The sequence below is a fragment of the Pseudarthrobacter sp. NPDC058362 genome (assembly GCF_042723515.1).
GTDB lineage: Bacteria > Actinomycetota > Actinomycetes > Actinomycetales > Micrococcaceae > Arthrobacter.
The window spans coordinates 343539-366195 of the sequence record NZ_JBHXIW010000003.1 but is presented as its reverse complement, the minus strand read 5'-3'; the positions used below and the strand labels follow the sequence as shown (position 1 = coordinate 366195).

At 65.8% G+C, this 22657-nt stretch carries 22 protein-coding genes; 9 read left to right on the top strand and 13 right to left on the bottom strand.

From position 1 onward, the window contains the following. Positions 1–98: 98 nt before the first annotated feature. The 6 genes from ACFWIX_RS09245 to ACFWIX_RS09220 form a co-directional block, all read right to left on the bottom strand. On the bottom strand, positions 99–431 hold the full coding sequence (locus ACFWIX_RS09245) for a metal-sulfur cluster assembly factor (RefSeq protein WP_377215824.1): 333 nt from the start codon (positions 429–431) through the stop codon (positions 99–101). A gap of 9 nt (positions 432–440) precedes the next feature. After that, a complete protein-coding gene (sufC, locus tag ACFWIX_RS09240) occupies positions 441–1232 on the bottom strand; it encodes a Fe-S cluster assembly ATPase SufC (protein WP_377215823.1) in 792 nt (263 codons plus the stop codon). 80 nt (positions 1233–1312) lie between these two features. Continuing rightward, on the bottom strand, positions 1313–1666 hold the full coding sequence (locus ACFWIX_RS09235) for a non-heme iron oxygenase ferredoxin subunit (RefSeq protein WP_377215822.1): 354 nt from the start codon (positions 1664–1666) through the stop codon (positions 1313–1315). Between the two features lie 10 nt (positions 1667–1676). Beyond that, entirely contained in the window at positions 1677–2963 is a 1287-nt protein-coding gene (gene sufD / locus ACFWIX_RS09230; RefSeq protein ID WP_377215821.1) for a Fe-S cluster assembly protein SufD, read from the bottom strand. Between the two features lie 2 nt (positions 2964–2965). After that, entirely contained in the window at positions 2966–4426 is a 1461-nt protein-coding gene (gene sufB, locus ACFWIX_RS09225; RefSeq protein WP_377215820.1) for a Fe-S cluster assembly protein SufB, read from the bottom strand. Beyond that, positions 4426–5211 (bottom strand): helix-turn-helix transcriptional regulator, encoded by a 786-nt coding sequence (locus ACFWIX_RS09220; protein WP_377215819.1) that lies wholly within the window; start codon positions 5209–5211, stop codon positions 4426–4428. Before ACFWIX_RS09220 ends, sufB begins: the two co-directional genes overlap by 1 nt. Positions 5212–5335: 124 nt before the next feature. Between ACFWIX_RS09220 and ACFWIX_RS09215 the strand changes: the two genes are divergently transcribed. The 3 genes from ACFWIX_RS09215 to ACFWIX_RS09205 are packed head-to-tail and all read left to right on the top strand — an operon-like array spanning position 5336 to position 8012. Next, positions 5336–6304, top strand: a complete 969-nt coding sequence (locus ACFWIX_RS09215; RefSeq protein ID WP_377215818.1) for an ABC transporter ATP-binding protein — start codon at positions 5336–5338, stop codon at positions 6302–6304. Then, entirely contained in the window at positions 6301–7059 is a 759-nt protein-coding gene (locus ACFWIX_RS09210) for an ABC transporter permease (protein ID WP_377215817.1), read from the top strand. Before ACFWIX_RS09215 ends, ACFWIX_RS09210 begins: the two co-directional genes overlap by 4 nt. A gap of 8 nt (positions 7060–7067) precedes the next feature. Further along, the gene (locus ACFWIX_RS09205) at positions 7068–8012 is read left to right on the top strand and encodes a heme A synthase (RefSeq protein ID WP_377215816.1); all 945 of its coding nucleotides are present in this window, start codon (positions 7068–7070) and stop codon (positions 8010–8012) included. 167 nt (positions 8013–8179) lie between these two features. On the opposite strand, the gene ACFWIX_RS09200 is transcribed toward ACFWIX_RS09205, so the two are convergent. Continuing rightward, positions 8180–9139, bottom strand: a complete 960-nt coding sequence (locus tag ACFWIX_RS09200; protein WP_377215815.1) for a heme o synthase — start codon at positions 9137–9139, stop codon at positions 8180–8182. 448 nt (positions 9140–9587) lie between these two features. Between ACFWIX_RS09200 and tkt the strand changes: the two genes are divergently transcribed. The 6 genes from tkt to pgl are packed head-to-tail and all read left to right on the top strand — an operon-like array spanning position 9588 to position 17815. Further along, the gene (gene tkt, locus ACFWIX_RS09195; RefSeq protein WP_377215912.1) at positions 9588–11705 is read left to right on the top strand and encodes a transketolase; all 2118 of its coding nucleotides are present in this window, start codon (positions 9588–9590) and stop codon (positions 11703–11705) included. 23 nt (positions 11706–11728) lie between these two features. Then, on the top strand, positions 11729–12844 hold the full coding sequence (gene tal / locus ACFWIX_RS09190) for a transaldolase (RefSeq protein ID WP_377215814.1): 1116 nt from the start codon (positions 11729–11731) through the stop codon (positions 12842–12844). Positions 12845–12850: 6 nt separating this feature from the next. Beyond that, the gene (locus ACFWIX_RS09185) at positions 12851–14482 is read left to right on the top strand and encodes a glucose-6-phosphate isomerase (RefSeq protein WP_377215813.1); all 1632 of its coding nucleotides are present in this window, start codon (positions 12851–12853) and stop codon (positions 14480–14482) included. Positions 14483–14497: 15 nt separating this feature from the next. Continuing rightward, complete coding sequence (gene zwf / locus ACFWIX_RS09180; protein WP_377215812.1) at positions 14498–16069, top strand: glucose-6-phosphate dehydrogenase; 1572 nt, start codon at positions 14498–14500, stop codon at positions 16067–16069. Beyond that, entirely contained in the window at positions 16066–17007 is a 942-nt protein-coding gene (locus ACFWIX_RS09175; protein WP_377215811.1) for a glucose-6-phosphate dehydrogenase assembly protein OpcA, read from the top strand. Before zwf ends, ACFWIX_RS09175 begins: the two co-directional genes overlap by 4 nt. Beyond that, a complete protein-coding gene (gene pgl / locus ACFWIX_RS09170) occupies positions 16997–17815 on the top strand; it encodes a 6-phosphogluconolactonase (RefSeq protein ID WP_377215810.1) in 819 nt (272 codons plus the stop codon). The genes ACFWIX_RS09175 and pgl overlap by 11 nt, the downstream gene beginning before the upstream one ends. Here the strand turns inward: pgl and ACFWIX_RS09165 are convergent. From ACFWIX_RS09165 to ACFWIX_RS09140, 6 genes are all read right to left on the bottom strand, one after another. Then, a complete protein-coding gene (locus ACFWIX_RS09165) occupies positions 17768–18160 on the bottom strand; it encodes an RNA polymerase-binding protein RbpA (protein ID WP_377215809.1) in 393 nt (130 codons plus the stop codon). The two genes, pgl and ACFWIX_RS09165, sit on opposite strands and share 48 nt — an antisense overlap. 118 nt (positions 18161–18278) lie before the next feature. Continuing rightward, the gene (gene secG, locus ACFWIX_RS09160; protein WP_377215808.1) at positions 18279–18536 is read right to left on the bottom strand and encodes a preprotein translocase subunit SecG; all 258 of its coding nucleotides are present in this window, start codon (positions 18534–18536) and stop codon (positions 18279–18281) included. 47 nt (positions 18537–18583) lie between these two features. Continuing rightward, complete coding sequence (tpiA, locus tag ACFWIX_RS09155) at positions 18584–19399, bottom strand: triose-phosphate isomerase (RefSeq protein ID WP_377215807.1); 816 nt, start codon at positions 19397–19399, stop codon at positions 18584–18586. A 119-nt stretch (positions 19400–19518) separates the two neighbouring features. Then, complete coding sequence (locus ACFWIX_RS09150; protein WP_377215806.1) at positions 19519–20745, bottom strand: phosphoglycerate kinase; 1227 nt, start codon at positions 20743–20745, stop codon at positions 19519–19521. Between the two features lie 10 nt (positions 20746–20755). Beyond that, positions 20756–21766, bottom strand: coding sequence for a type I glyceraldehyde-3-phosphate dehydrogenase (gene gap / locus ACFWIX_RS09145; protein ID WP_377215805.1), 1011 nt, complete (start codon positions 21764–21766; stop codon positions 20756–20758). A 263-nt stretch (positions 21767–22029) separates the two neighbouring features. After that, positions 22030–22656, bottom strand: coding sequence for a superoxide dismutase (locus tag ACFWIX_RS09140; RefSeq protein ID WP_377215804.1), 627 nt, complete (start codon positions 22654–22656; stop codon positions 22030–22032). Position 22657 lies beyond the last annotated feature (1 nt).

Genomic DNA, 22657 nt, shown 5'->3' with positions numbered 1-22657 from the left:
ACTCTGCGGGGGCGCCCCCCTCCTCCCCCTCTCTTTTTAACCCCGGGCGGCTGTGTCACCTAGCGGCTTAATGTACGCGGCCCGCCGTCGTACTCTATTTAGATGTTGAAGCCGAGGGCCCTCATCTGGTCCTTGCCATCGTCGGTAATCCGTTCGGGACCCCATGGCGGCATCCATACCCAGTTCAGGCGCCAGTCGTCCACGACACCGTCCAGGGCCTTGCCCACCTGCTCTTCGAGCACATCGGTGAGCGGGCACGCTGCCGTGGTCAGCGTCATGTCGATCAGCAGCGCGCCGTCGTCGTCCGAGTACTTCAGGCCGTAGAGCAACCCGAGGTCCACGATGTTCACGCCCAGTTCCGGGTCGATCACATCCTTGAGCGCCTCTTCGACATCCTCCAAGGCCGTCTGGCCCGGCGTGATTTCGGTCATGGCCAGTCCTTACTGGACCTGCGCCACGGCGGGTGCAGCGGCAGCGCCGGCACCCTTGGCGTAGCGGTCGTAGCCTTCTTCTTCCAGGCGGTCGGCCAGCTCGGGGCCGCCTTCCTCAACGACCTGGCCATCAACGAACACGTGCACGAAGTCCGGCTTGATGTAGCGCAGGATGCGGGTGTAGTGCGTGATGAGCAGCGTGCCCATGTTGCCTTCAGCGTGTGCCCGGTTGACGCCTTCGGAGACGACCTTCAACGCGTCAACGTCCAGGCCGGAGTCGGTCTCATCCAGGACGGCGAACTTGGGCTTGAACAGCTCGAGCTGGAGGATTTCCACGCGCTTCTTTTCGCCGCCGGAGAAGCCTTCGTTGACGTTGCGCTGGGCGAAGTCGGCGTCAATGCGCAACTGCTCCATAGCAGCCTTGACGTCCTTGGTCCAGGTGCGCAGCTTGGGGGCTTCGCCGTCGATCGCGGTCTTGGCGGTGCGCAGGAAGTTGGTCATGCTCACCCCGGGCACCTCGACCGGGTACTGCATGGCCAGGAAGACACCGGCGCGGGCGCGCTCGTCCACGCTCATTTCCAGCACGTCTTCGCCGTCCAGCGTGATGGAACCGCTGGTGACGTTGTAGCGGGGGTGGCCGGCGATGGTGGAAGCAAGGGTGGACTTCCCCGAACCGTTGGGGCCCATGATCGCGTGGGTTTCGCCCGTGCGGATCGTCAGGCTGACGCCCTTCAGGATTTCCTTGGTGCCCTGCTCCGTCTCAATGCTGACGTGCAGGTCCTTGATCTCAAGAGTAGACATGTGTCCGTGTTCTCCTCTGCACCGTGCCTCCCGGCGCGGTGCGGTCTTTTATCTGGAAGTAGTTTCGTAAATCTGTGGTGCTAGCCGGTGACGGAGGCGCCATTGAGGACGTTGGTGACGTCCACGTACACGTCGTCGCCATGGATCTCAACGGCGAAAACCGGAACGGGGTCATAAGCAGGCAACTGCAGCGGCTGGCCGCTGCGCAGGTCGAACTGGGAACCATGGCCCCAGCACTCGATGGCGCAGCCTTCAACGTCGCCTTCGGAGAGCGAAATATCGGCATGCGAGCAGGTGTCCCCGATCGCATGGATTTCGCCCATGGAATCCTTTACCACGGCGACCGGATAGTCGTCGATCAGGATGCGCAGGGCCTGCTTGGGCTTGATCTCGTCCGCCTTGCAGACAAGCTCACCCTTCGGCTGGTTGCTCATGACCCGTCCCTCAGTTGTCCGTCAGCGCGAGTTCGTGCTCCACAGCCTCGGTGAGCCGCTCCTCGAGGGAGGGAACCTTGATCTGCTGGATGATCTCGTTCAGGAAGCCCCGGACCACCAGGCGGCGGGCAACATCCTCCGGGATGCCGCGTGCCATCAGGTAGAACAGGTGCTCGTCATCCATGCGGCCGGTGGCGCTGGCGTGGCCTGCACCCTCGATCAGGCCGGTCTCGATTTCGAGGTTCGGCACGGAGTCGGCGCGGGCACCGTCGGTCAGCAGGAGGTTGCGGTTGGCCTCGTAGGTGTCTGTGCCTTCGGCTTCCTTGCGGATCAGGACGTCGCCAACCCAGACGGCGTGGGCGTTGCGGCCCTGGAGGGCGCCCTTGTAGAGCACGTTGGACTTGCAGTTGGGCTGTGCGTGATCCACGAACAGCCGCTGCTCCAGGTGCTGCCCGGCGTCTGCGAAGTACAGGCCGAACATTTCCGCCTCGCCGCCCGGTGCGGTGAAGCGGGCGGACGGGGTGACACGGACCAGGTCGCCGCCAAGGCTGACCATGATGTGCTTGAACTTGGCGTCGCGGCCGATCTTCGCCTGCTGGGAGGACGCGTGCACGGCGTCGTCGTTCCATTCCTGCAGGGTGACGACGGTCAGGGCGGCGCCGTCTTCGACGACGATTTCCACGTTCTGCGACAGCACAGCGGATCCGCGGTGGTTCAGGACGACGACGGACCTGGAGAATTTCTCCGCGACGATCACCAGGTGCTGCGCGGCGGCGTCCGCAGCGGAGCCCTCGATGTCCACGGTGATTTCCGTGGCGGCTTCGAACTCCGAGGGGACCGTGAGCACGGTGGCCTCTGCAAAGTTCTCCCAGGCGTTGGCGGACACGCGGTCTTCCGGGATGCCGGCGGTGCCGATACGGCTGTCGCCGCGGCCCACGGTTTCAACCCGGACCTGCTCCGGGCCGCTGACGGTGACGGCGGGTCCCGAACCCGACAGGACCTCACTGTGCAGGCCACGGAGCCGCTTCAGCGGGGTGAAGCGCCAGTCTTCCTCCATGCCGGTCAGCGGCTTGAAGTCGGCCAGGTTGTAGGAGGTGAGGCGGCCGGCACGGGAGCTGTCCGGGACGCCTTCTCCGCCTCCGTGGGAGTGGCTCTTGGTGGAGGCGCCAGCCAGGGGTGCCTTGGCACCCGCGGCGTTGATCGGCGAGAGGCTCTCGCCTTCCTCCGTGAAGCCGTTGATGAACGGCTGGGCTGAAGGCGCGCCGATGCGCGCCTTTTCAGTAGTGATTTCAGTCATCGTTATCCGACGGACCCTTCCATCTGCAGTTCAATGAGGCGGTTCAGCTCGAGTGCGTACTCCATGGGGAGCTCGCGGGCAATGGGCTCGATGAAGCCGCGGACGATCATCGCCATCGCTTCGTCTTCGCGCATGCCGCGGGACATCAGGTAGAAGAGCTGCTCCTCGCTGACCCGGGAAACCGTTGCCTCGTGACCCATCACGACGTCATCCTCGCGGATGTCGATGTACGGGTAGGTGTCCGAGCGGCTGATGGTGTCCACCAGCAGCGCGTCACAGCGCACGGTGTTGGCCGAGTGCTTGGCTCCTTCGCGGACCTGGACCAGGCCGCGGTAAGCCGCACGGCCGCCGCCGCGGGCCACCGACTTGGAGATGATGGAACTCTTGGTGTTCGGCGCGATGTGCACCATCTTGGACCCGGTGTCCTGGTGCTGGCCTTCGCCGGCGAACGCGATGGACAGGGTTTCACCCTTGGCGTGCTCGCCTACAAGGTAGACGGCCGGGTACTTCATGGTCACCTTGGAGCCGATGTTGCCGTCGACCCATTCCATGGTGGCGCCCTCTTCGCAGACGGCACGCTTGGTCACCAGGTTGTACACGTTGTTGGACCAGTTCTGGATGGTCGTGTACCGGACGCGGGCGCCCTTCTTGACGATGATCTCCACGACGGCCGAGTGCAGGGAGTCGGACGTGTAGATCGGGGCGGTGCAGCCCTCGATGTAGTGCACGTAGGAGTCTTCGTCCGCGATGATCAGGGTCCGCTCAAACTGGCCCATGTTCTCGGTGTTGATGCGGAAGTATGCCTGCAGCGGGATGTCGACGTGGACGCCCTTGGGGACGTACACGAAGGAGCCGCCGGACCATACCGCCGTGTTGAGCGAAGCAAACTTGTTGTCGCCCACCGGGATGACGGTGCCGAAGTATTCCTGGAAAATCTCCGGGTGTTCCTTCAGCGCGGTATCCGTGTCCAGGAAGATGACGCCCTGGGCCTCAAGGTCCTCGCGGATCTGGTGGTAGACCACCTCGGACTCGTACTGCGCGGCAACGCCGGAAACCAGGCGGCTGCGCTCGGCTTCCGGGATGCCCAGCTTCTCGTACGTGTTCCGGATGTCCTCGGGCAGGTCTTCCCAGGAAGCGGCCTGCTTCTCGGTGGAGCGCACGAAGTACTTAATGTTGTCGAAGTCAATGCCTGACAGGTCCGCACCCCAGGTGGGCATGGGCTTGCGGTCAAAGTACTTCAGGCCCTTGAGGCGCAGGTCCAGCATCCACTCCGGCTCGCTCTTCTTGGCCGAGATGTCGCGGACAACCTCTTCGTCGAGCCCACGGCGGGCGTTGGCACCGACGTCGTTCTTGTCAGCCCAGCCGTACTCGTAGGTGCCGATGCCGTGCAGCTCGGGATTCTTTTCCAGAATCTCGGAGATCACAGTGTTTTCGGCTGCTTTCTCTGATAGTTGGTCCGTCATCACGGCCTTTCTTGCTGATGGTTGGATTCGTCGTCCAGGCGGGCGGGGACTGCGGAGGAACCGGCCGGCTCCCGCACAGGCAGCCTGCCTGTAGGTATATGGGTGGTGCAGACGTGGCCGCCACGGGCCAGGGTTGACAGCCGGCGGACGTCCACGCCCACCAGCCGGGAGAAGACTTCCGTCTCCACGTCGCAGAACACCGGGAATTTCGCCGCGAGCTGCTGGATGGGGCAATGCCCCTGGCACAACTGCACGCTGGAGAGGGCCGCCGGGAGGGGCGCCTTGGCCTCGATGGAGGCGGCAGACGCCACGAAGTTGTCGCGGCTCAAGGCTGCTGCCAGCGCTTTGGCGCGATCGGCAATCTCCGGGCCGGCCTGCTCGACCTCGGGGGCGTAGCGGGCCTCCATTTCGGCGAAACGCTCGACGGCGAACGCCCGCACCGCGTCCGGGCCGCCGATCGCCTGCAGTTCCTTGAGCGCAAGGGCGGCGATATCCAGATAGTCGTTGCCAAGGGTGGACTGTCCCTGTGAACTGAGCACATACCGGCGCGCCGGACGGCCGGCACCGCCGCCCGCGCGGGCAACGCGCTTGACTTCAATGACGCCGGCGCGGGACAGATGGTCCAGGTGGCGGCGCACCGCAGCGGGGGTAAAGCCCAGGAGCTCGCCCAGTTCAGCGGCGCTGACAGGGCCGTGTTCCAGGACGGCGGCGAGGACCCGGTCCCGGGTCCGCTCGTCGGCGTCGGCCACCGGCCCGGCCAAGGGCACGGCGGAAGCAGTAGTCATGGAATACACAACACAATCATGTCGTAATTTAGTCCATGTCTCCAGTAAGGGGAGGCTGGCCTGACCTGGGCCGGCTGTCCGCCGTTGATATGGGAGAGAATACTACGTCCCGTAGAATACTCGGGTGCGATCCCCCATCTCTCCCGTCCTGTCCATACGTGGGCTGATAAAGGACGTCGGCCCGCTGGCCGCCCTGGACGGCAAAATGCTGCGCGTGGTAGGCGGAGTCTCCCTCCACGCCGAGCCCGGCCAGGTCACAGCCCTGCTGGGGGCGAACGGCGCCGGCAAGACCACCACCCTCGAATGTGCCCAAGGCCTGCAGAAGCGGAGCGGCGGTACCATCTCGCTGCTGGGACAGGACCCCGCCGCGGCTGGCGCTGCGCTGCGGGCCCGCGTGGGTGTGATGCTCCAGGATGGCGGCCTCCCGCCGTCGGCCCGTCCCCTTTCGCTCCTCCGGCACATTGCCGGCCTTTACGCCAACCCCTGGCCCGTGGACGAGCTGGCAGACCGGCTGGGCATCGGCGGGTTCGCCCGAACCACGGTGCGGCGCTTGTCCGGCGGGCAGCGGCAGCGCCTGGCGCTGGCCGCGGCCCTGGTGGGCCGCCCGGAAGTCCTCTTCCTCGACGAACCCAGCGCCGGCCTGGATCCGCAGTCCCGCCAACTGGTCTTTGACCTCATCGCTGAGCTGCGCGACGGCGGCATGGGCATCGTCCTCACCACGCATCTGATGGACGACGCGCAGCGGCTCGCGGATTACGTGTACATCATCGACGGCGGACGGAACGTCGCCGAGGGAACCGTCCAGCAGTTGCTGCAGCGGAGCCCTGAGGTGGAGGAAGGCGCCGAGCATGTGCGGACCCTGGTGTTCGACGCGGCCCCCGGACTGGACCTGGGCGGCGTACTGCCCGCCGGCGTCGAAGTCTCCGAGCCGAGGGCCGGCAGCTACACCGTGACCGGCGCCCTGACGCCGGGCCACCTGGCCGCCCTGGCCGCCTGGTGGGAAGCGCACGGCATCATGCCCGCCGCCATGAGCCTGCAGGCCCGCAGCCTGGAGGACGTCTTCCTGGACATCTCCGGAAAGGACATCCGATGATTGCCACTCCTGCCGCCGCGCCTGCCTCCCTGGGCCGCCGGATCCTGCTGCAGGGCCGCTATGAAGCGCTGTCCATGCTCCGGAACGGCGAGCAGCTCATCCTGGCCATTGTCCTGCCCCTCCTGGCTCTCGTTGGTCTAACTGTCACTCCGTTCCTGGACGGGTTCGGCGCAAGCCGGATCGACGTGGCCGTACCCGGCATCCTTGCACTGTGTGCCATGTCCACGGCGTTCACCGGACAGGGCATCGCCACCGGTTTCGACCGGCGGTACGGCGTGCTGCGATTCCTGTCCACCACTCCCCTGGGCCGCGGCGGGCTCCTTGCCGGCAAAGCGCTCTCCGTCCTGGCCGTGCTCGCCCTGCAGACTGCTGCGGTGGCTGCGGTGTCGCTGCCACTGGGCTGGCGGCCCCTGGGTGCCGGGTGGCTTCCCGGGCTGGCCCTGCTGGTCCTGGGCGCGGCGGCGTTCACCGCGCTCGGCCTGCTGGTCGCGGGCACCGTCCGCCCCGAAGCCACCCTGGCCATCACCAATTTGCTCTGGATCCTCCTTGCCGCGCTCGGCGGGATCATGATGCCCGCGGAGCGACTGCCCGGGGCGGCGGCCGGCATCGTTACGCTGCTGCCGTCCGGCGCCTTGGGAGAAGCCCTCCGCGAAGCTTTCCTCAGCGGCTCCCTTAATATCGGGGCCGCCCTCATACTGGTGCTCTGGACCGTTCTGGCCGGGGCGGCAGCCATCCGTTGGTTCAAGTGGAATTGAGATAACCCGTGAGTACGGCTTCACGCCTCCCCCAGTTCGCCGGCCGATTCGTGTCGCGGCTGCCCCGCGCCGTCGACAAGCGGATCCGCGGACTCGCCGTCGCCTCCCTGGTGGGCCAGACAGTACTCGTGGTGACCGGGGGTGCCGTCCGTCTGACCTCCTCGGGGCTGGGCTGCCCCACCTGGCCGCGCTGCACCGAGACCTCGCTGGTGAACACGCCCGAGATGGGCATCCACGGCTTCATCGAGTTCGGGAACCGGCTCCTGACGTTTGCGCTGGCGGCCGTAGCGGCCCTCATGCTGGTCTACCTGTGGAATCTTCGCAGGGAACGCCGCGACCTGTTCCTCCTGGCCCTCGGACTGCTGGCCAGCATCCCGGCACAGGCGGTCATCGGCGGCATCACCGTTCTGACCGGGCTCAACCCCTGGGTGGTCGGGCTGCACTTCCTGGTGTCCATGGCCCTGGTGGTCTTCGCCACGCTGTTGGTGAACCGCGCCTTCGGCCGGACCGGCAGGTTCCAGACCCTGGCGCTGCCCGCACTGCCCGGAATGATGCGGCCGGTGACTGCCGCCGTCGCGCTTTTTGCTTCCCTTGCCGTCGTGCTGGGCGTCGCCGTGACGGGCGCGGGGCCGCATGCCGGTGACGCTGAGGCGCCGCGCAATGGCCTCGACTGGGACCTCTTCTCCCACATCCACGCAGTACCGGCCTATTTGGTGACCGCGGGAACAGCCGTGGCGCTGGCCGTGGTCCTGATGCGCCGCATCCGCGGGCCCTTCCGTGCCGCCGTCCTGGGGCTCCTTGCCGTCACGGTGCTGCAGGCCGTCATCGGGTTCACGCAGTACTACAACGGCATCCCCGCTCTGCTCGTGGGGACCCACATGCTTGGCGCCGCACTGTTGATGGCAGCGGCCACCAACACCTGGGACCTGGCTCGTTGGAGCCCGGTGAAGTAGCGACGCTCTCTCAGATACTGCAGGTTTCCGGGCAACGCTCTCGCACTTAACGCCGCCTCCCGGGCAACGCTCTCGCACTCCCCACTCAACCGACGTTCTGAAACGGGCTGTTTGTGACGCCCGGGTGAGAGAGCGTCCGGCGAAGTCCGACGCTAAGTGAGAGAGGGTCAGCCGGCCATCACTGCGGGGCCGATGAACGGGTCCACGGCCAGCGCCAGGAACAGCAGCGTCAGATAGCTGATGGAACCGTGGAAGACCTTCATGGCCCGTTTGTCCGGGATGTCCTCGCGCTGCGCGCGGTTGTACAGGGCATGGGATTCGTAGAGGAACCAGGCACCAGCCAGTACGGCGGTGATGGTGTAGACCCAGCCTGCCCCGCCGGCAGGAATCATCAGCAGCGAGCATGCCACCATGGCCCAGGCGTAGAGCACCACCTGGACGGAAACCACCTTGGCACCGGCAATGGCCCCAAGCATGGGCACCTTGGCATTGCGGTAGTCCTCGCCGTACCGCATGGACAGCGGCCAGTAATGCGGCGGTGTCCACAGGAAGATCACCATGAACAGGATGATCGCCGGCCATTCCACGGAGTTGGTGACGGCCGCCCAGGCGATCAGTACCGGGAAGCAGCCTGCTGCCCCGCCCCACACGATGTTCTGTGCGGTGCGGCGCTTGAGGACGATCGTGTAAATCACCACGTAGAAGAAGATCGCGCCGAGGCCGAGCCATGCAGACAGCGGATTGGCCCCGAACCACAGGATGATGATGGCAGCCGCTCCCAGGAGCCACGAGAACACCAGCGCCTCGCGGGGAGTGACCTCACCAGTGACCAGCGGGCGGTTCTCGGTGCGCTGCATGAGCTTGTCGATGTCCCGGTCGATGTAGCAGTTGAACGCACCGGCACTGCCAGCGGCGAAGGCGCCGCCAACCAGGGTGGCGAGGATCAGGCCGATGGACGGGAAGCCCCGCTCCGCATAGATCATCGTGGGGAGCGTGCTGACCAGCAGGAGTTCGATGACCCGCGGCTTGGTGAGGGCGAGATACGCCTTAGCCTTACGTGCAAACCCGGCACGTGGTGCCCGGGAAGCGTTCAGCGGCGTATCAGTAGTGCTCACGGTGGCAGTCACCCGTTCTGTGTGGCAGTTTTGTGCGGCATGGAGAATGCCGTGGCGCCTGATCGAGGCGCGCGTTCCGGCGGAGGCCTCCGAATATCATACCGCGCCGGCACCCTCCCGGCGGCCCGCCCATAGGTGCTGGTGATTGCGCGCGCAACGTTTCGAGCAGATTAAGTCAGGCGCACTTAAACCACATTCACATAAGGGGAAATTGCGTCCAGAACGTGAGATTTGCGCTGCCCACAAGGTGGAATAGAGCTAAGCTGTCACCAGATCAGCACGCAGCCGGGAACAGCTTAAAAGGGCCGTCCCGGGCTGGCCGGTGGCTGAGTGATAGATCAACGTTTCGATGGTGAACGGCTGGTACACACCGCAGCAGGCGCCATGCAACGTGCCTTCACACGGATCCGGTGTGCCGCCTGCCATCAGCACAGAGAGGGGCCCGGTTTTCGTGCCACATTTGGAAGAGCAAGAACTGTCATGGACCGAGTTGGACCAGCGCGCCGTGGACACCGTCCGCGTCCTCGCTGCGGATGCCGTGGAGAAGGTGGGCAACGGCCACCCCGGCACGGCAATGAGCCTGGCTCCGGCCGCGTATCTTCTCTTCCAGAAGCTGATGCGCCACGACCCGCGGAACCCTGAGTGGATTGGCCGTGACCGGTTCATCCTCTCCCCCGGCCACACGTCGCTCACGCTGTACATCCAGCTGTTCCTGTCCGGCTATGGTCTGGAGCTGAAGGACCTTGAGTCGCTGCGCACTTGGGGTTCGCTCACCCCGGGCCACCCCGAGTACAAGCACACGGCAGGCGTGGAGATCACCACCGGACCGCTGGGCCAGGGCCTGGCGTCCTCGGTTGGCTTTGCGTATTCCCAGCGCCGCCAGCGCGGTTTGTTCGACGCCGATGCCGCCCCGGGCACCAGCCCGTTCGACCACACGATCTGGGTCATTGCGTCCGACGGCGACCTGCAGGAAGGCGTGACGGCTGAGGCTTCGTCGCTGGCCGGGCACCAGGAACTGGGCAACCTTGTTGTCGTTTACGACGAGAACCACATTTCCATCGAGGACGACACGGACATCGCGTTCACCGAGGATGTCCTGAAGCGCTATGAGGCCTACGGATGGCATGTCCAGCGAGTGGACTGGACCAAGACCGGCGAATACAAGGAGGACGTGCAGGAGCTGTACTCCGCACTCCTCGCGGCCAAGGCCGAGACGTCCAAGCCGTCCATCGTTTCGCTGCGCACCATCATCGGCTACCCGGCCCCGAAGAAGCAGAACACCGGCAAGATCCACGGTTCCGCCCTGGGCGCCGAGGAAGTGGCCGCGTTGAAGGAAGTGCTGGGTTTCGACCCGGCCAAATCCTTCGAGGTGGACCAGGAAGTCCTGGCCCACGCCCGCTCTGTCGTGGAGCGCGGCGCCGCTGCCCGCAAGGAATGGGAAGAGTCCTTCAACGCCTGGCAGGCGGCAAACCCGGAAGGCGCCGAGCTGCTGCAGCGGATCGAAGCCAAGGAACTTCCCGCAGGCATCGACGAAGCGCTGCCCGTGTTCCCCGCCGGCAAGGACGTCTCCACCCGTGCGGCCTCCGGCAAGGTCCTGAACGCTCTCGGCCCGGTCATGCCGGAACTGTGGGGTGGCTCCGCCGACCTCGCCGAGTCGAACAACACCACTATCGAAGGCTCGCCGTCGTTCGTGCCGGCCTCCAAGCAGACTGACGCGTGGTCCGGAAACCCGTACGGCCGCGTCCTGCACTTCGGTATCCGCGAGCACGCCGCCGCCTCGATCGTGAACGGCATCAGCCTGCACGGCCGGACCCGCGCGTTCTCCGGCACGTTCCTGATCTTCTCCGACTACCAGCGCCCGGCCATCCGCCTCGGTGCACTGATGGGCGTCCCGTCCCTCTACGTGTGGACGCACGACTCCATCGGCCTCGGCGAAGACGGCCCCACCCACCAGCCCGTGGAACAGCTCGCCTCGCTGCGTGCCATCGTCGGCTTGGACGTCGTCCGCCCCGGCGACGCCAACGAGGTCGCAGCAGCCTGGAAGACCATGTTGGAGAACCACAGCAACCCGGCCGGCATCGTGCTCACCCGGCAGAACATCCCCACCTGGGAACGGGGAACGGGCGACGCCGACGGCGACACCTTCGCTTCCACCGCAGGTGTCGCGAAGGGCGGCTACGTCCTGGCCGAGGCCTCGAAGGAGGGCGCCACCGTGCCGGCCGATGCCATCCTGATCGCCACCGGTTCCGAGGTCCAGCTGGCCGTCCAGGCCCGCGAAGCGCTCCAGGCCGAAGGCATCGCCACCCGCGTGGTCTCCATGCCCTGCGTGGAGTGGTTCAACAAGCAGGACGCCGCTTACCGCGAATCCGTCCTCCCGGCCGCCGTGAAGGCACGCGTGTCCGTCGAGGCCGGCCTGGCCCTGGGCTGGAAGGAATTCGTCGGCGACGCCGGCCGTTCCATCAGCCTCGAGCACTACGGCGCCTCCGCCGACTACAAGCGGCTCTTCCAGGAGTTCGGCATCACGGCCGAGGCCGTGGCCGCCGCCGCCAAGGACTCCCTCGCAGGCCTCCAGGCCTAACCCGATTTCCAGGAGACAAGAACATGACTACTCCCACCCAGCAGCTGTCCGACGCCGGCGTTTCGATCTGGCTCGATGACCTCTCCCGCGGCCGCCTCGAAACGGGCACCCTCCGCAAGCTCATCGAAGAGAAGAACGTGGTCGGCGTGACCACCAACCCGTCCATCTTCCACGCGGCCATCACAGCCGGCACCGACTACGACGCCACCATCGCCGCCCAGGCTGCAGCCGGCGCGTCCATCGAGGACACCATCTTCGAAATCACCACCACGGACGTGGCCGATGCCTGCGATCTGTTCGCCCCGGTCGCCGCAGCCACCAACGGCGTGGACGGCCGCGTCTCCATTGAGGTGGACCCGCGCCTCGCCTGGGACACCGCCGGTACCATTGCGGAGGCCAAACACCTGTTCAAGAAGGTCAACAAGGATAACGTCCTGATCAAGATCCCCGCCACGCTCGAGGGCCTGGAAGCCATCACGACCACCCTCGCCGAGGGCATCAGCGTCAACGTGACCCTGATCTTCTCCCTGGAGCGCTACCGGGCCGTCATCAACGCCTTCCAGTCCGGCCTGGAGCAGGCGAAGGAGAACGGCCACGACCTCTCGAAGATCCACTCCGTGGCGTCCTTCTTCGTCTCCCGCGTGGACACCGAAATCGACAAGCGCCTCGACGCTCTCGGCACCGAGGAAGCCAAGGCACTCAAGGGCAAGGCTGGAGTCGCGAACGCCCGCCTCGCCTACCAGGTCTACGAAGAGCTCTTCACCACCGAACGCTGGGCCCTGCTCGCCGAAGCCGGTGCACGCCCCCAGCGCCCGCTGTGGGCCTCCACCGGTGTCAAGGACCCGGCCTACCCGGACACCCTCTACGTGACCGAACTGGTGGCCGCCGGAGTGGTCAACACCATGCCGGAGAAGACCCTGGACGCTACCTTCGACCACGGCGTGGTTACCGGCGACACCATCACCGGCACGTACGCGGAAGCCAACGCCACCCTGGATGCCCTTGAGAAGCTCGGTGTCTCCTACAACGACGTCGTCGCGCTCCTCGAGTCCGAAGGGCTCGACAAGTTCGTGGCCAGCTGGAAGGAACTCCTGGCCGACGTCGAAGGCGCCCTCGCCGCTGCACGGAAGGCTTCCTAGTCCCCCATGAGCACTCTCAGCTACGACGCCACCGGCGCGGCCCGGAAAGCCGCTGAACAGCACCTGCCCGCCCTGGTCGAGGACCGGATCGCGACAAGGATCTTCGCCAAGGACCACACCCTGTGGGGTCCCGACGCCGAGGCGGAGTCCGCGGTCCGGCTCGGCTGGGTGGAGGCGGCCACCGTCTCGCAGCCTTTGGTGCCGCAGATCCTGGAACTCCGCGACGCCCTGCGGGCCGAAGGGATCACGCGCATTGTCCTCTGTGGCATGGGCGGGTCCTCGCTCGCCCCGGAGGTGATGGCCGGAACGGCAGGCGTCGAGCTGACGGTGCTGGACAGCACGGACCCGGACCAGGTCCGTGCTGCCCTGGCTGACCGGCTGGAGCAGACCGCGATCGTGGTCTCGTCCAAGTCCGGTTCCACCCTGGAAACCGACTCGCAGCGCCGGATCTTCGAACACGCCTTCAACGAAGCCGGACTCGACGCAAAGAGCCGCATCATCATCGTGACCGATCCAGGCTCACCACTGGACAAGGCATCGCGCGAGACAGGCTACCGTGCCGTCTTCAACGCGGATCCGAATGTCGGCGGACGCTACTCGGCCCTGACCGCCTTCGGACTGGTTCCGTCCGGCCTGGCCGGCGTGGACATCCAGGCTTTCCTGGACGAGGCTGAGGAAGCTGCGGAAATCCTTAATGAGGACGCCCCGGAGAACATCGGCCTCGCCCTGGGTGCAGCCCTGGGCGGCACCAGCCCGCTGCGGGACAAGATCGTCATTGCCGAGGACGGCTCGGGCATTGTGGGCTTCGCCGACTGGGCAGAACAGCTCATCGCGGAATCCACAGGCAAGCTGGGGACCGGAGTCCTGCCGGTCGTTGCCGGGCCTGCCTCGCCCGAGGTGGGCGCAGGCGCCCCCGACGTGCTGGTGGTGCGGCTGGTAGCCGCGGATGCCGACGTCGAACTCGGCGAGAACGAGGTAGCCATCGCCGGCGGACTCCCCACGCAGATGATGGTCTGGGAGTTCGCCACCGCCGTGGCGGGCCGGCTGCTGGGGATCAACCCCTTCGACCAGCCCGATGTCGAAGCGGCCAAGGTTGCCGCGCGCGGCCTGTTGGACGCACAGCCTGAGCCTTCGGCGGCCGCGTTCGTGGACGGCGCCATCGAGGTGCGCGGCGGAGAGTGGCTGGACGACGCCGCCACGACGGAAAGTGCCGTTGCTGCACTCCTCGGTACGCTGGGCAGCGACAGCTACCTCAGCGTCCAGGCCTACTTCGACCGTTTGGCCTTCGCTCCGCTGGAGGGCATCCGCGACGGCCTGGCCGCCGTGACCGGACGTCCCGTGACGTTCGGCTGGGGTCCGCGGTTCCTGCACTCCACCGGGCAGTTCCACAAGGGCGGGCCGGCCGTGGGTGTGTTCCTCCAGGTGACGGCCCAGGCCGCTGAGGACCTCGCAATTCCGGACCGGCCGTTCACCTTCGGTGAACTGATCGCAGCCCAGGCGGCCGGTGACGCCCAGGTCCTGGAGCAGCACGGCAGGCCTGTCCTGCGCCTGCACCTCACGGACCGCGCCGCGGGTGTGGCACAGTTGCAGGACATTATCTTCGCCCTCACCGCACGGGCATCCGCTACCGAAAGCTAAGGCACCGAAGGAACCATGCCAGAAACTGAATACGGCAGAACAACCGGGGCTCGTCCCGGCAAACCCCTGCGGAATCCGCTACGGGATCCGCGGGACCGCCGTCTGAACCGGATTGCCGGGCCATCATCGCTGGTGCTCTTCGGCGTTACCGGCGACCTTGCCCGCAAGAAGCTCATGCCCGCGGTGTATGACCTGGCTAACCGGGGCCTGCTGCCGCCGAGCTTCGCGCTGGTCGGTTTTGGGCGCCGTGACTGGAGCGATGCCGACTTCGCGGCCCAGGTGAAGGACTCCGTGGAGGCCTATGCCCGGACCCCCTTCGATGAGGCGGTCTGGAACCAGCTGTCCGAGGGCGTCCGTTTTGTGCAGGGCGAGTTCGACGACGACGGTTCCTTTGAGCGCCTGGGGAAAGTCATCGATGAGCTTGACGCGGTCCGCGGTACCCGCGGGAACCACGCTTTCTACCTGTCGATCCCGCCCAAGGCGTTCGAGCAGGTCTGCCGCCAGCTGTCCAAGCACGGCCTGGCGCAGGGCGACGGCGACAAGTGGCGCCGTGTGGTGATCGAGAAGCCGTTCGGACACGACCTTGAGTCCGCGCGGAAGCTCAACGACATCGTGGAGTCCGTTTTCCCCGCGGATGCGGTGTTCCGGATCGACCATTACCTGGGCAAAGAAACGGTCCAGAACATCCTGGCGCTGCGTTTTGCGAACCAGCTGTTCGAGCCGCTGTGGAACGCAAATTACGTGGACCACGTCCAGATCACGATGGCGGAGGACATCGGCACGGGCGGCCGCGCCGGATATTACGACGGCGTGGGTGCGGCCCGCGATGTCATCCAAAACCATCTGCTGCAGCTGCTTGCGCTGACCGCGATGGAGGAGCCAATTTCCTTCAACGCGGACGACCTCCGCGCCGAGAAGGAAAAGGTGCTGGCCGCGGTCAAGCTGCCTGAAGACCTCTCCGCCCACTCCGCCCGGGGCCAGTTCACCGGCGGTTGGCAGGGTGGCGAACAGGTGCAGGGCTACCTTGAGGAAGACGGCATCCCGGCCAACTCCACCACGGAAACCTTCGCGGCCATCCGCGTGGATATCCACACCCGGCGCTGGGCCGGCGTGCCGTTCTACCTGCGCGCGGGCAAGCGCCTGGGCCGCCGCGTCACCGAGATCGCGGTGGTGTTCAAGCGCGCCCCCAACCTGCTGTTCCGGGACCACAGCGAGGATGATTTCGGCCAGAACGCCGTGGTGATCCGGGTCCAGCCGGATGAGGGCGTCACCATCCGTTTCGGTTCCAAGGTCCCCGGCACGCAGATGGAAGTCCGCGACGTGACGATGGACTTCGGGTACGGCCACTCGTTCACGGAGTCCAGCCCCGAAGCGTACGAGCGGCTCATCCTGGATGTGCTGCTGGGCGAGCCGCCGCTGTTCCCGCGGCATGAAGAGGTGGAGCTGTCCTGGAAGATCCTCGACCCGTTCGAGGAGTACTGGGCACAGCTGAACGAACAGCCCGAGCCGTACGCGCCCGGTTCCTGGGGGCCGGCCTCCGCTGACGAACTGCTGGCACGCGACGGACGAACCTGGAGAAGGCCATGATTGTAGACCTGCCGGACACCACTACCTCGAAGGTTTCCAAGAAGATCATGGCCCTGCGCGAGCAGGGCGGTGTGATCGCTCTGGGCCGTGTCTTGACGCTGGTGGTGGTCACCAAATCGGGCCAGGAAGAAGACGCCATCGAGGCCGCCAATGAGGCCAGCCGGGAACACCCCTGCCGGATCATCGTCCTCGCCGACGCAGGCAAGGAGCACCCGGACCGCCTCGACGCGCAAATCCGGGTGGGCGGCGACGCGGGAGCCTCCGAGGTCATTGTCCTGCGCGGCTATGGCGAGCTCGCGCACGAGAGCGAGTCGCTGGTCGCAGCGCTGCTCCTGCCGGATGCGCCCATCGTCGCCTGGTGGCCGCACGGCGCTCCGGAAAACGCCTGCGAAACCTCGATCGGCCGGATCGCGCACCGCCGCATCACCGATTCCGCCAATGAAGCGGACCCGCACGCGGCACTGGAGAACATCCGGAGCACCTACAAGGCCGGCGACACCGACCTGGCGTGGACCCGCCTGACCAACTGGCGGATCCAGCTGGCAGCAGTCCTGGACCAGGTGGACTCCTCCCCCGTGACCGCCGTCGCAGTGGAGGGTGCCTCAGATTCGCCGAGCACCATCCTGCTGGCTGCATGGCTCACGCTAACCCTGGACGCCCCCGTCACCATCGTGGCGGACCCGGCAGGGACGGGCATCCGCCGGGTGCGGCTCACACGCCCCGGCGGTGACGTGCAGCTTTTCCGTCCGGGTCTTTCCGTGGCGGAACTGACCCAGCCGGGCCAGCCCGCGCAGCGGATTTCGCTGCCACGGCGCAGCCTCCGCGACTGCCTTGCGGAGGAACTCCGCCGTCTCGACCCGGACGAAGTGTTCGGCGAAGTGATTACTATTGGACTGCCACGTACCAATCTAAGGAGCGTCCGACCCAGTGAGCGTTGAGCCACGAGTAAGCATCCATCCTGATTCGTCCGTCCTGATGGCGGCCATTGCGGCCCGCCTGATCACAAAGCTTGTCGATGTTCAGGACAAACATGGCGAGGCCACCGTGGTCCTGACTGGAGGTACTGTCGGCATCGGCACGCTGAAGGCTGTTGCCGATTCCCCGGCGGCGCCGGCCGTGGACTGGTCGAAGGTCAATTTCTGGTGGGGCGACGAGCGGTTCGTCGCTGCCGGCGACCCCGACCGCAACACCAAGCAGGCGTTTGATGCCCTGTTGTCGCACATTCCGGTGGACCCGGAGCGCGTGCACCAGCCGGGATCATCCGATGACTTTGCCACGCCCGAGGAAGCTGCGGCGGACTACGCCCGCCAGCTGCGCGACGCGGCCGCCGCCGAGCACGCAGCAGACATGTCGGACGACAGGCCTGAGAACCCGGGCGCACTGCCCAGACTCGATGTGGTCCTGCTGGGCGTGGGTCCTGACGCGCACATCGCCTCGCTCTTCCCGGAGCAGGGCGGCATCCGCGAGAAGGAACTCACGGTGGTGGGTGTGCGCAACTCCCCGAAGCCGCCGCCCCTGCGCGTATCGCTGACGCTGCCCACGATCAATACGGCTGCCGAAGTCTGGATGGTGGTGGCCGGCGAGGACAAGGCCGGTGCCGTGGGCCTCGCCCTGGCGGGTGCCAATCCTGTTCAGGTACCGGCGGCTGGTCCGCGCGGAACCTCGAGGACACTGTGGCTCATCGACGAGAATGCTGCTTCACGTGTCCCGCAGCAGCTCGTCCGGAAGGACGCCGCGGGCGCGTAAGCGCTCCAGCGCTCCGGCCAGGACAGCCTCGGCGTCCTCGCCGGAGCGCCGCTCTTTAACGTATTCCAGGTGCGTCTTGTATCCCTCTTCGGTGGTACTGTGCGCTTCCGGCGGCAGGCCGTCCCTGGTGGCCGCTCCCCCGCAGCGCCGGCACTCCCACTCCGCAGGAATCTGGTCCTCCGGCAGTTCGCAGAAAACGGGCTGGGTGAGGTGGCCGCTGGCGCATGTATAGGTCACCCGCATCCTCGGGACGGACTTGCCGGGATCCCCGTTCTCCAGGCTTGAACCCGTACCTTCGGTGACACCGGCCCTGGTACCACGGAAACCGGAAGACGGATGTAGCATCGGGTTCTCCTGCCTCGTTAAACAAAACTGTGGCTGTCGGTATCCGACAGCCACAGTTTAGTTGGCTTCGCCGTGCGGCGGCAGGGGCAGCACGGTCACTCTCCGGTGCACCCGGCGATTATGAATCGCCGGCACCCGCGAAGCGCATCATCAGGCCAAGCGCGATGATGACCAGGCCCCAGGTGACGCCTAAGATGACCGTGAACCTGTTCAGGTTCCGCTCGGCTACTCCGGAGGAGCTCAGTCCGGAGCTCATGCCGCCGCCGAACATGTCCGAGAGTCCCCCGCCCCGTCCCTTGTGCAGGAGGATGAGCAGCGTGAGCAGCAGGCTGGTGATGCCCAGGAGGATCTGGAGGATAACTTGAAGAACGTCCACGACGGCCTTTCAGGAGTTGGAATGCGGGAGCGCGTTGCGGGCTCGGACTAGTCCGTGACCAGGTGGCTCTCGAACCTGACAATATTAGCAAACTCGGCAGGGTCAAGGCTGGCACCGCCCACGAGCAGTCCGTCCACGTCGCGCTCCCGGAGGATGGCGGCGGCGTTGGCCGCCTTGACCGAGCCGCCGTACAGCAGGCGGGTCCTGGCAGCGACGTCGGCGCCGAAAGCGGATTCCAGTTCGGCGCGGATGGCTGCGCACATTTCCTGGGCGTCTTCCGGCCCGGCGACCTCACCGGTGCCTATGGCCCAGACAGGTTCGTAGGCGACCACGAGTTCGGCCGCCTGGTCATTGCTGAGGCCCGCAACGCCGGCGCGGAGCTGGTCCAGGGTGTGCTCGACGTGGGTGCCTGCCTGGCGGATTTCCAGGCCTTCGCCGACGCAGAGCACGGGCGTGACACCGTGGCGGAAAGCAGCCTTCACTTTGGCGTTGAGGACCTCGTCCGTTTCCTGGTGGATGGTGCGGCGTTCGCTGTGGCCCACCAGCACGTAGCTGCAGCCGAGCTTTGCAAGGAACTGGCCGGAGATGTCGCCGGTATAAGCGCCGGAATCGAACTGGGACAGGTCCTGGCCGCCATAGGCGATGTCCAGGTCGTCGCCCTGCACCAGGGTCTGTACGCCGCGGAGGTCGGTGAACGGCGGGAACACCGCCACCTCGACCCGGCTGTAGTCGTGCTTGGCGTCAGACAGGGTCCAGGCGAGTTTCTGCAACAGCGTGATGCCCTGGACGTGGTCCATGTTCATTTTCCAGTTGCCTGCGATGAAGGGCTTGCGGTCGAAGGCGCCGTTGGTTGACGTAGTCACGTTTGCTCCATAAAGGTCTTGGGTATGGGACCGGCCGGCAGGCTGCGGGGCAACCTGCCGGCCGAAAGGGTATTACAGTCCCGGCATGTTGTGCCGGGCGGGCTGCTGCCGGACAGTCGTTAGCGGTCCAGGACGCTCAGTCCCGGCAGTTCCTTGCCCTCAAGGTATTCCAGGCTGGCCCCGCCTCCGGTGGAGATGTGGCCGAACTGGTCATCGGCGAAACCGAGGGTGCGCACGGCCGCAGCAGAGTCACCGCCGCCGACAACCGTGAACGCACCGGTTTCGGTCAGGGCCTGGGCAATGGTCCGGGTCCCGTGGGCGAAGGCTTCGAATTCGAAGACGCCCATCGGTCCGTTCCAGAACACGGTCTTGGCGCCCTTGATCCGCTCTGCGAAGGCGGCAGCGGAATCCGGACCGATGTCGAGGCCAATGCCGCTTGCTCCGAAGCTGCTGGATTCGATGGCGTCAGCGGCTACGGTTTCGTGGGCGGCGTCGGCTGCGAATTTCTCCGCCACCACAACGTCCGTGGGCACCACGATGTCAGTGCCGGCGTCCGCTGCGCGCTTGAGGTAGTCCTGAACCACGGGGATCTGGTCTTCCTCGAGCAGGCTCGAGGCAACCTTGTGCCCGGCGGCCGCGAGGAACGTGAACAACATGCCGCCGCCCACCAGGATGGTGTCGGCCTTGCCGATCAGGTTGTCAATGACAGCCAGCTTGTCTGAAACCTTCGAACCTCCCAGAACTACCACGTAGGGGCGCTGGGTGTCGGCGGTGAGCTTGCGCAGTACCTCGACCTCGGTGTGGACCAGGTCGCCCAGGTACGACGGAAGCCGGGTGGCGACGTCGTACACGGATGCGTGCTTGCGGTGCACCGCACCGAAGGCATCGTCCACGAATGCGCCGTTGTCACCGGTGAGTGCAACGAGCTCATCGGCGAAGGCGCCGCGCTCGGCGTCATCCTTGCTGGTTTCGCGGGCGTCGAAGCGCACGTTTTCCAGCACGAGGGCTTCGCCGTCCTGCAGCGCTGCCGCGGCTTCCCGGGCCGAGCTGCCCACCGTGTCACCGGCGAGGGTGGCCTTGAAGCCGGCCAGCTCCGCCAGGCGCGCCACGGCCGGCTTGAGGGAGTACTTTTCATCAGGCTCGCCCTTGGGGCGGCCGAGGTGGGCTGTTACCAGCACGCGGGCACCGGCGTCCGTGAGCTTTGACAGCACTGGAAGGGAGGCCTTGATACGGCCGTCGTCAGTGACTGTAGAGCCGTCGAGCGGCACATTCAGGTCACTTCGAACCAGAATGTACCGCCCGCGGACACCTTCAGCGAGTAGTTCGTTGAGGGTGTGAGATGTCATGTGTCTAACCCTAGCCCAGCTTGGATGCGACAAGCTCCGTGAGGTCAACGAGGCGGTTGGAGTAGCCCCATTCGTTGTCATACCAGGAAACAACCTTGACCTGGTTGCCGATCACCTTGGTCAGGCCGGAGTCGAAAATCGAGGACGCGGGGTCGCCCACGATGTCCGACGAAACGATCGGCTCGTCGGTGTAGGTCAGGAAACCCTGCAGTTCCTCAGACTCAGCGGCGCGCTTGAGCGCGGCGTTGACTTCCTCGACGGTGGTCTCGCGGGACACGGTGACGGTGAGGTCCGTGGCGGAGCCGGTGGGTACGGGAACGCGGATGGCGTAGCCGTCCAGCTTGCCCTTCAGCTCCGGCAGGACCAGCCCGATGGCCTTGGCTGCACCCGTGGAGGTGGGGACCATGTTGATGGCTGCGGCCCGTGCGCGGCGGAGGTCGTTGTGCGGGCCGTCCTGGAGGTTCTGGTCCGCAGTGTAGGCGTGCACAGTGGTCATCAGGCCACGCTCGATGCCGAACTCATCATTCACTACCTTGGCCAGGGGCCCCAGGCAGTTGGTGGTGCAGGAGGCGTTGGAGATGATGTGGTGGGTGGCGTTGTCGTACAGGTTGTGGTTCACGCCCATGACGATGGTGATGTCTTCATCCGAGGCCGGGGCAGAGATGAGGACCTTCTTGGCGCCGGCGTCGATGTGCTTCTGCGCAGCGGCGGCCTTGGTGAAGAAGCCGGTTGACTCAATGACGATGTCGACACCCAACTCGCCCCAGGGCAGGTTGGCGGGATCGCGCTCGGCGAGGACCTTGATGACATTGCCATTGACGACGATGTTGCCGTCCTTGACCTCGATGGTTTCCTTCAGGCGGCCGCCCACGGAGTCGTACTTGAAGAGGTGCGCGAGGGCTTCGGGGCTGGTGAGGTCGTTGACGGCAACGATCTCCAGGTCTGCGCCCTGTGCGAGTGCTGCGCGGAAGTAGTTGCGGCCAATGCGGCCAAAGCCGTTGATACCAATACGGGTCGTCACTTTTTCAGTCTCCTTGGTGCTTTCGGGAAGCACTACTAGTTGAGCGGGCCAGAAAGCCTACTAACAGATCCCGCACGTCATTGGGCAGAGATGATTTACATACCGGAGGACGACCAGCCTCATTGCTGAAGGCTGACCGCCTTCCGTGACCCATCTTACGTTTAACCGGGTCCGCCCCCGCAACTGCGGGGGCGGACGGTCCACATCGCGGCCCTTTTAAGTCCGAATGTGAAGTTTGTTACACGAATGTGTAGCCGGGGTCACTACGGGAGGGTAATGAGCCCCGTGGCGTTGGCGCGTGCTGCATCGAAGCGCTTGGCGACATCTGCCCAGTTGACGATGTTCCAGAAAGCCTTGACGTAATCAGCTTTGACGTTCACGTAATCCAGGTAGAAGGCGTGCTCCCACATGTCCAGCATGAGCAGCGGGGTGGTGCCCAGCGCGACGTTGCCCTGCTGATCATAAAGCTGCTCGATGACGAGGTTGCCGCCGATGGGCTCGTAGGCCAGGAAGCCCCAGCCGGAACCCTGCAGGCCGAGGGCCGCGGCGGAGAACTGGGCGCGGAAGGCGTCGAAGGAACCGAAGGCGTCATCGATGGCTGCGGCAAGTTCACCTTCGGGCTTGTCGCCGCCGTCCGGGGAGAGGTTGTTCCAGAACACGGAGTGGTTCACGTGGCCGCCGGTGTGGAAGGCCAGGTCCTTCGAGAGGCGGTTGATGTTAGCGAAGTCGCCCTTCTCGCGCGCTTCTGCCAGCTGGGCCAAGGCGTTGTTGGCGCCGGTGACGTAAGCGGCGTGGTGCTTGCTGTGGTGCAGCTCCATGATCCGCGCGGAGATGTGCGGTTCGAGGGCGGCGTAGTCGTAGCTGAGTTCGGGCAAAACGTACTCGGTCACA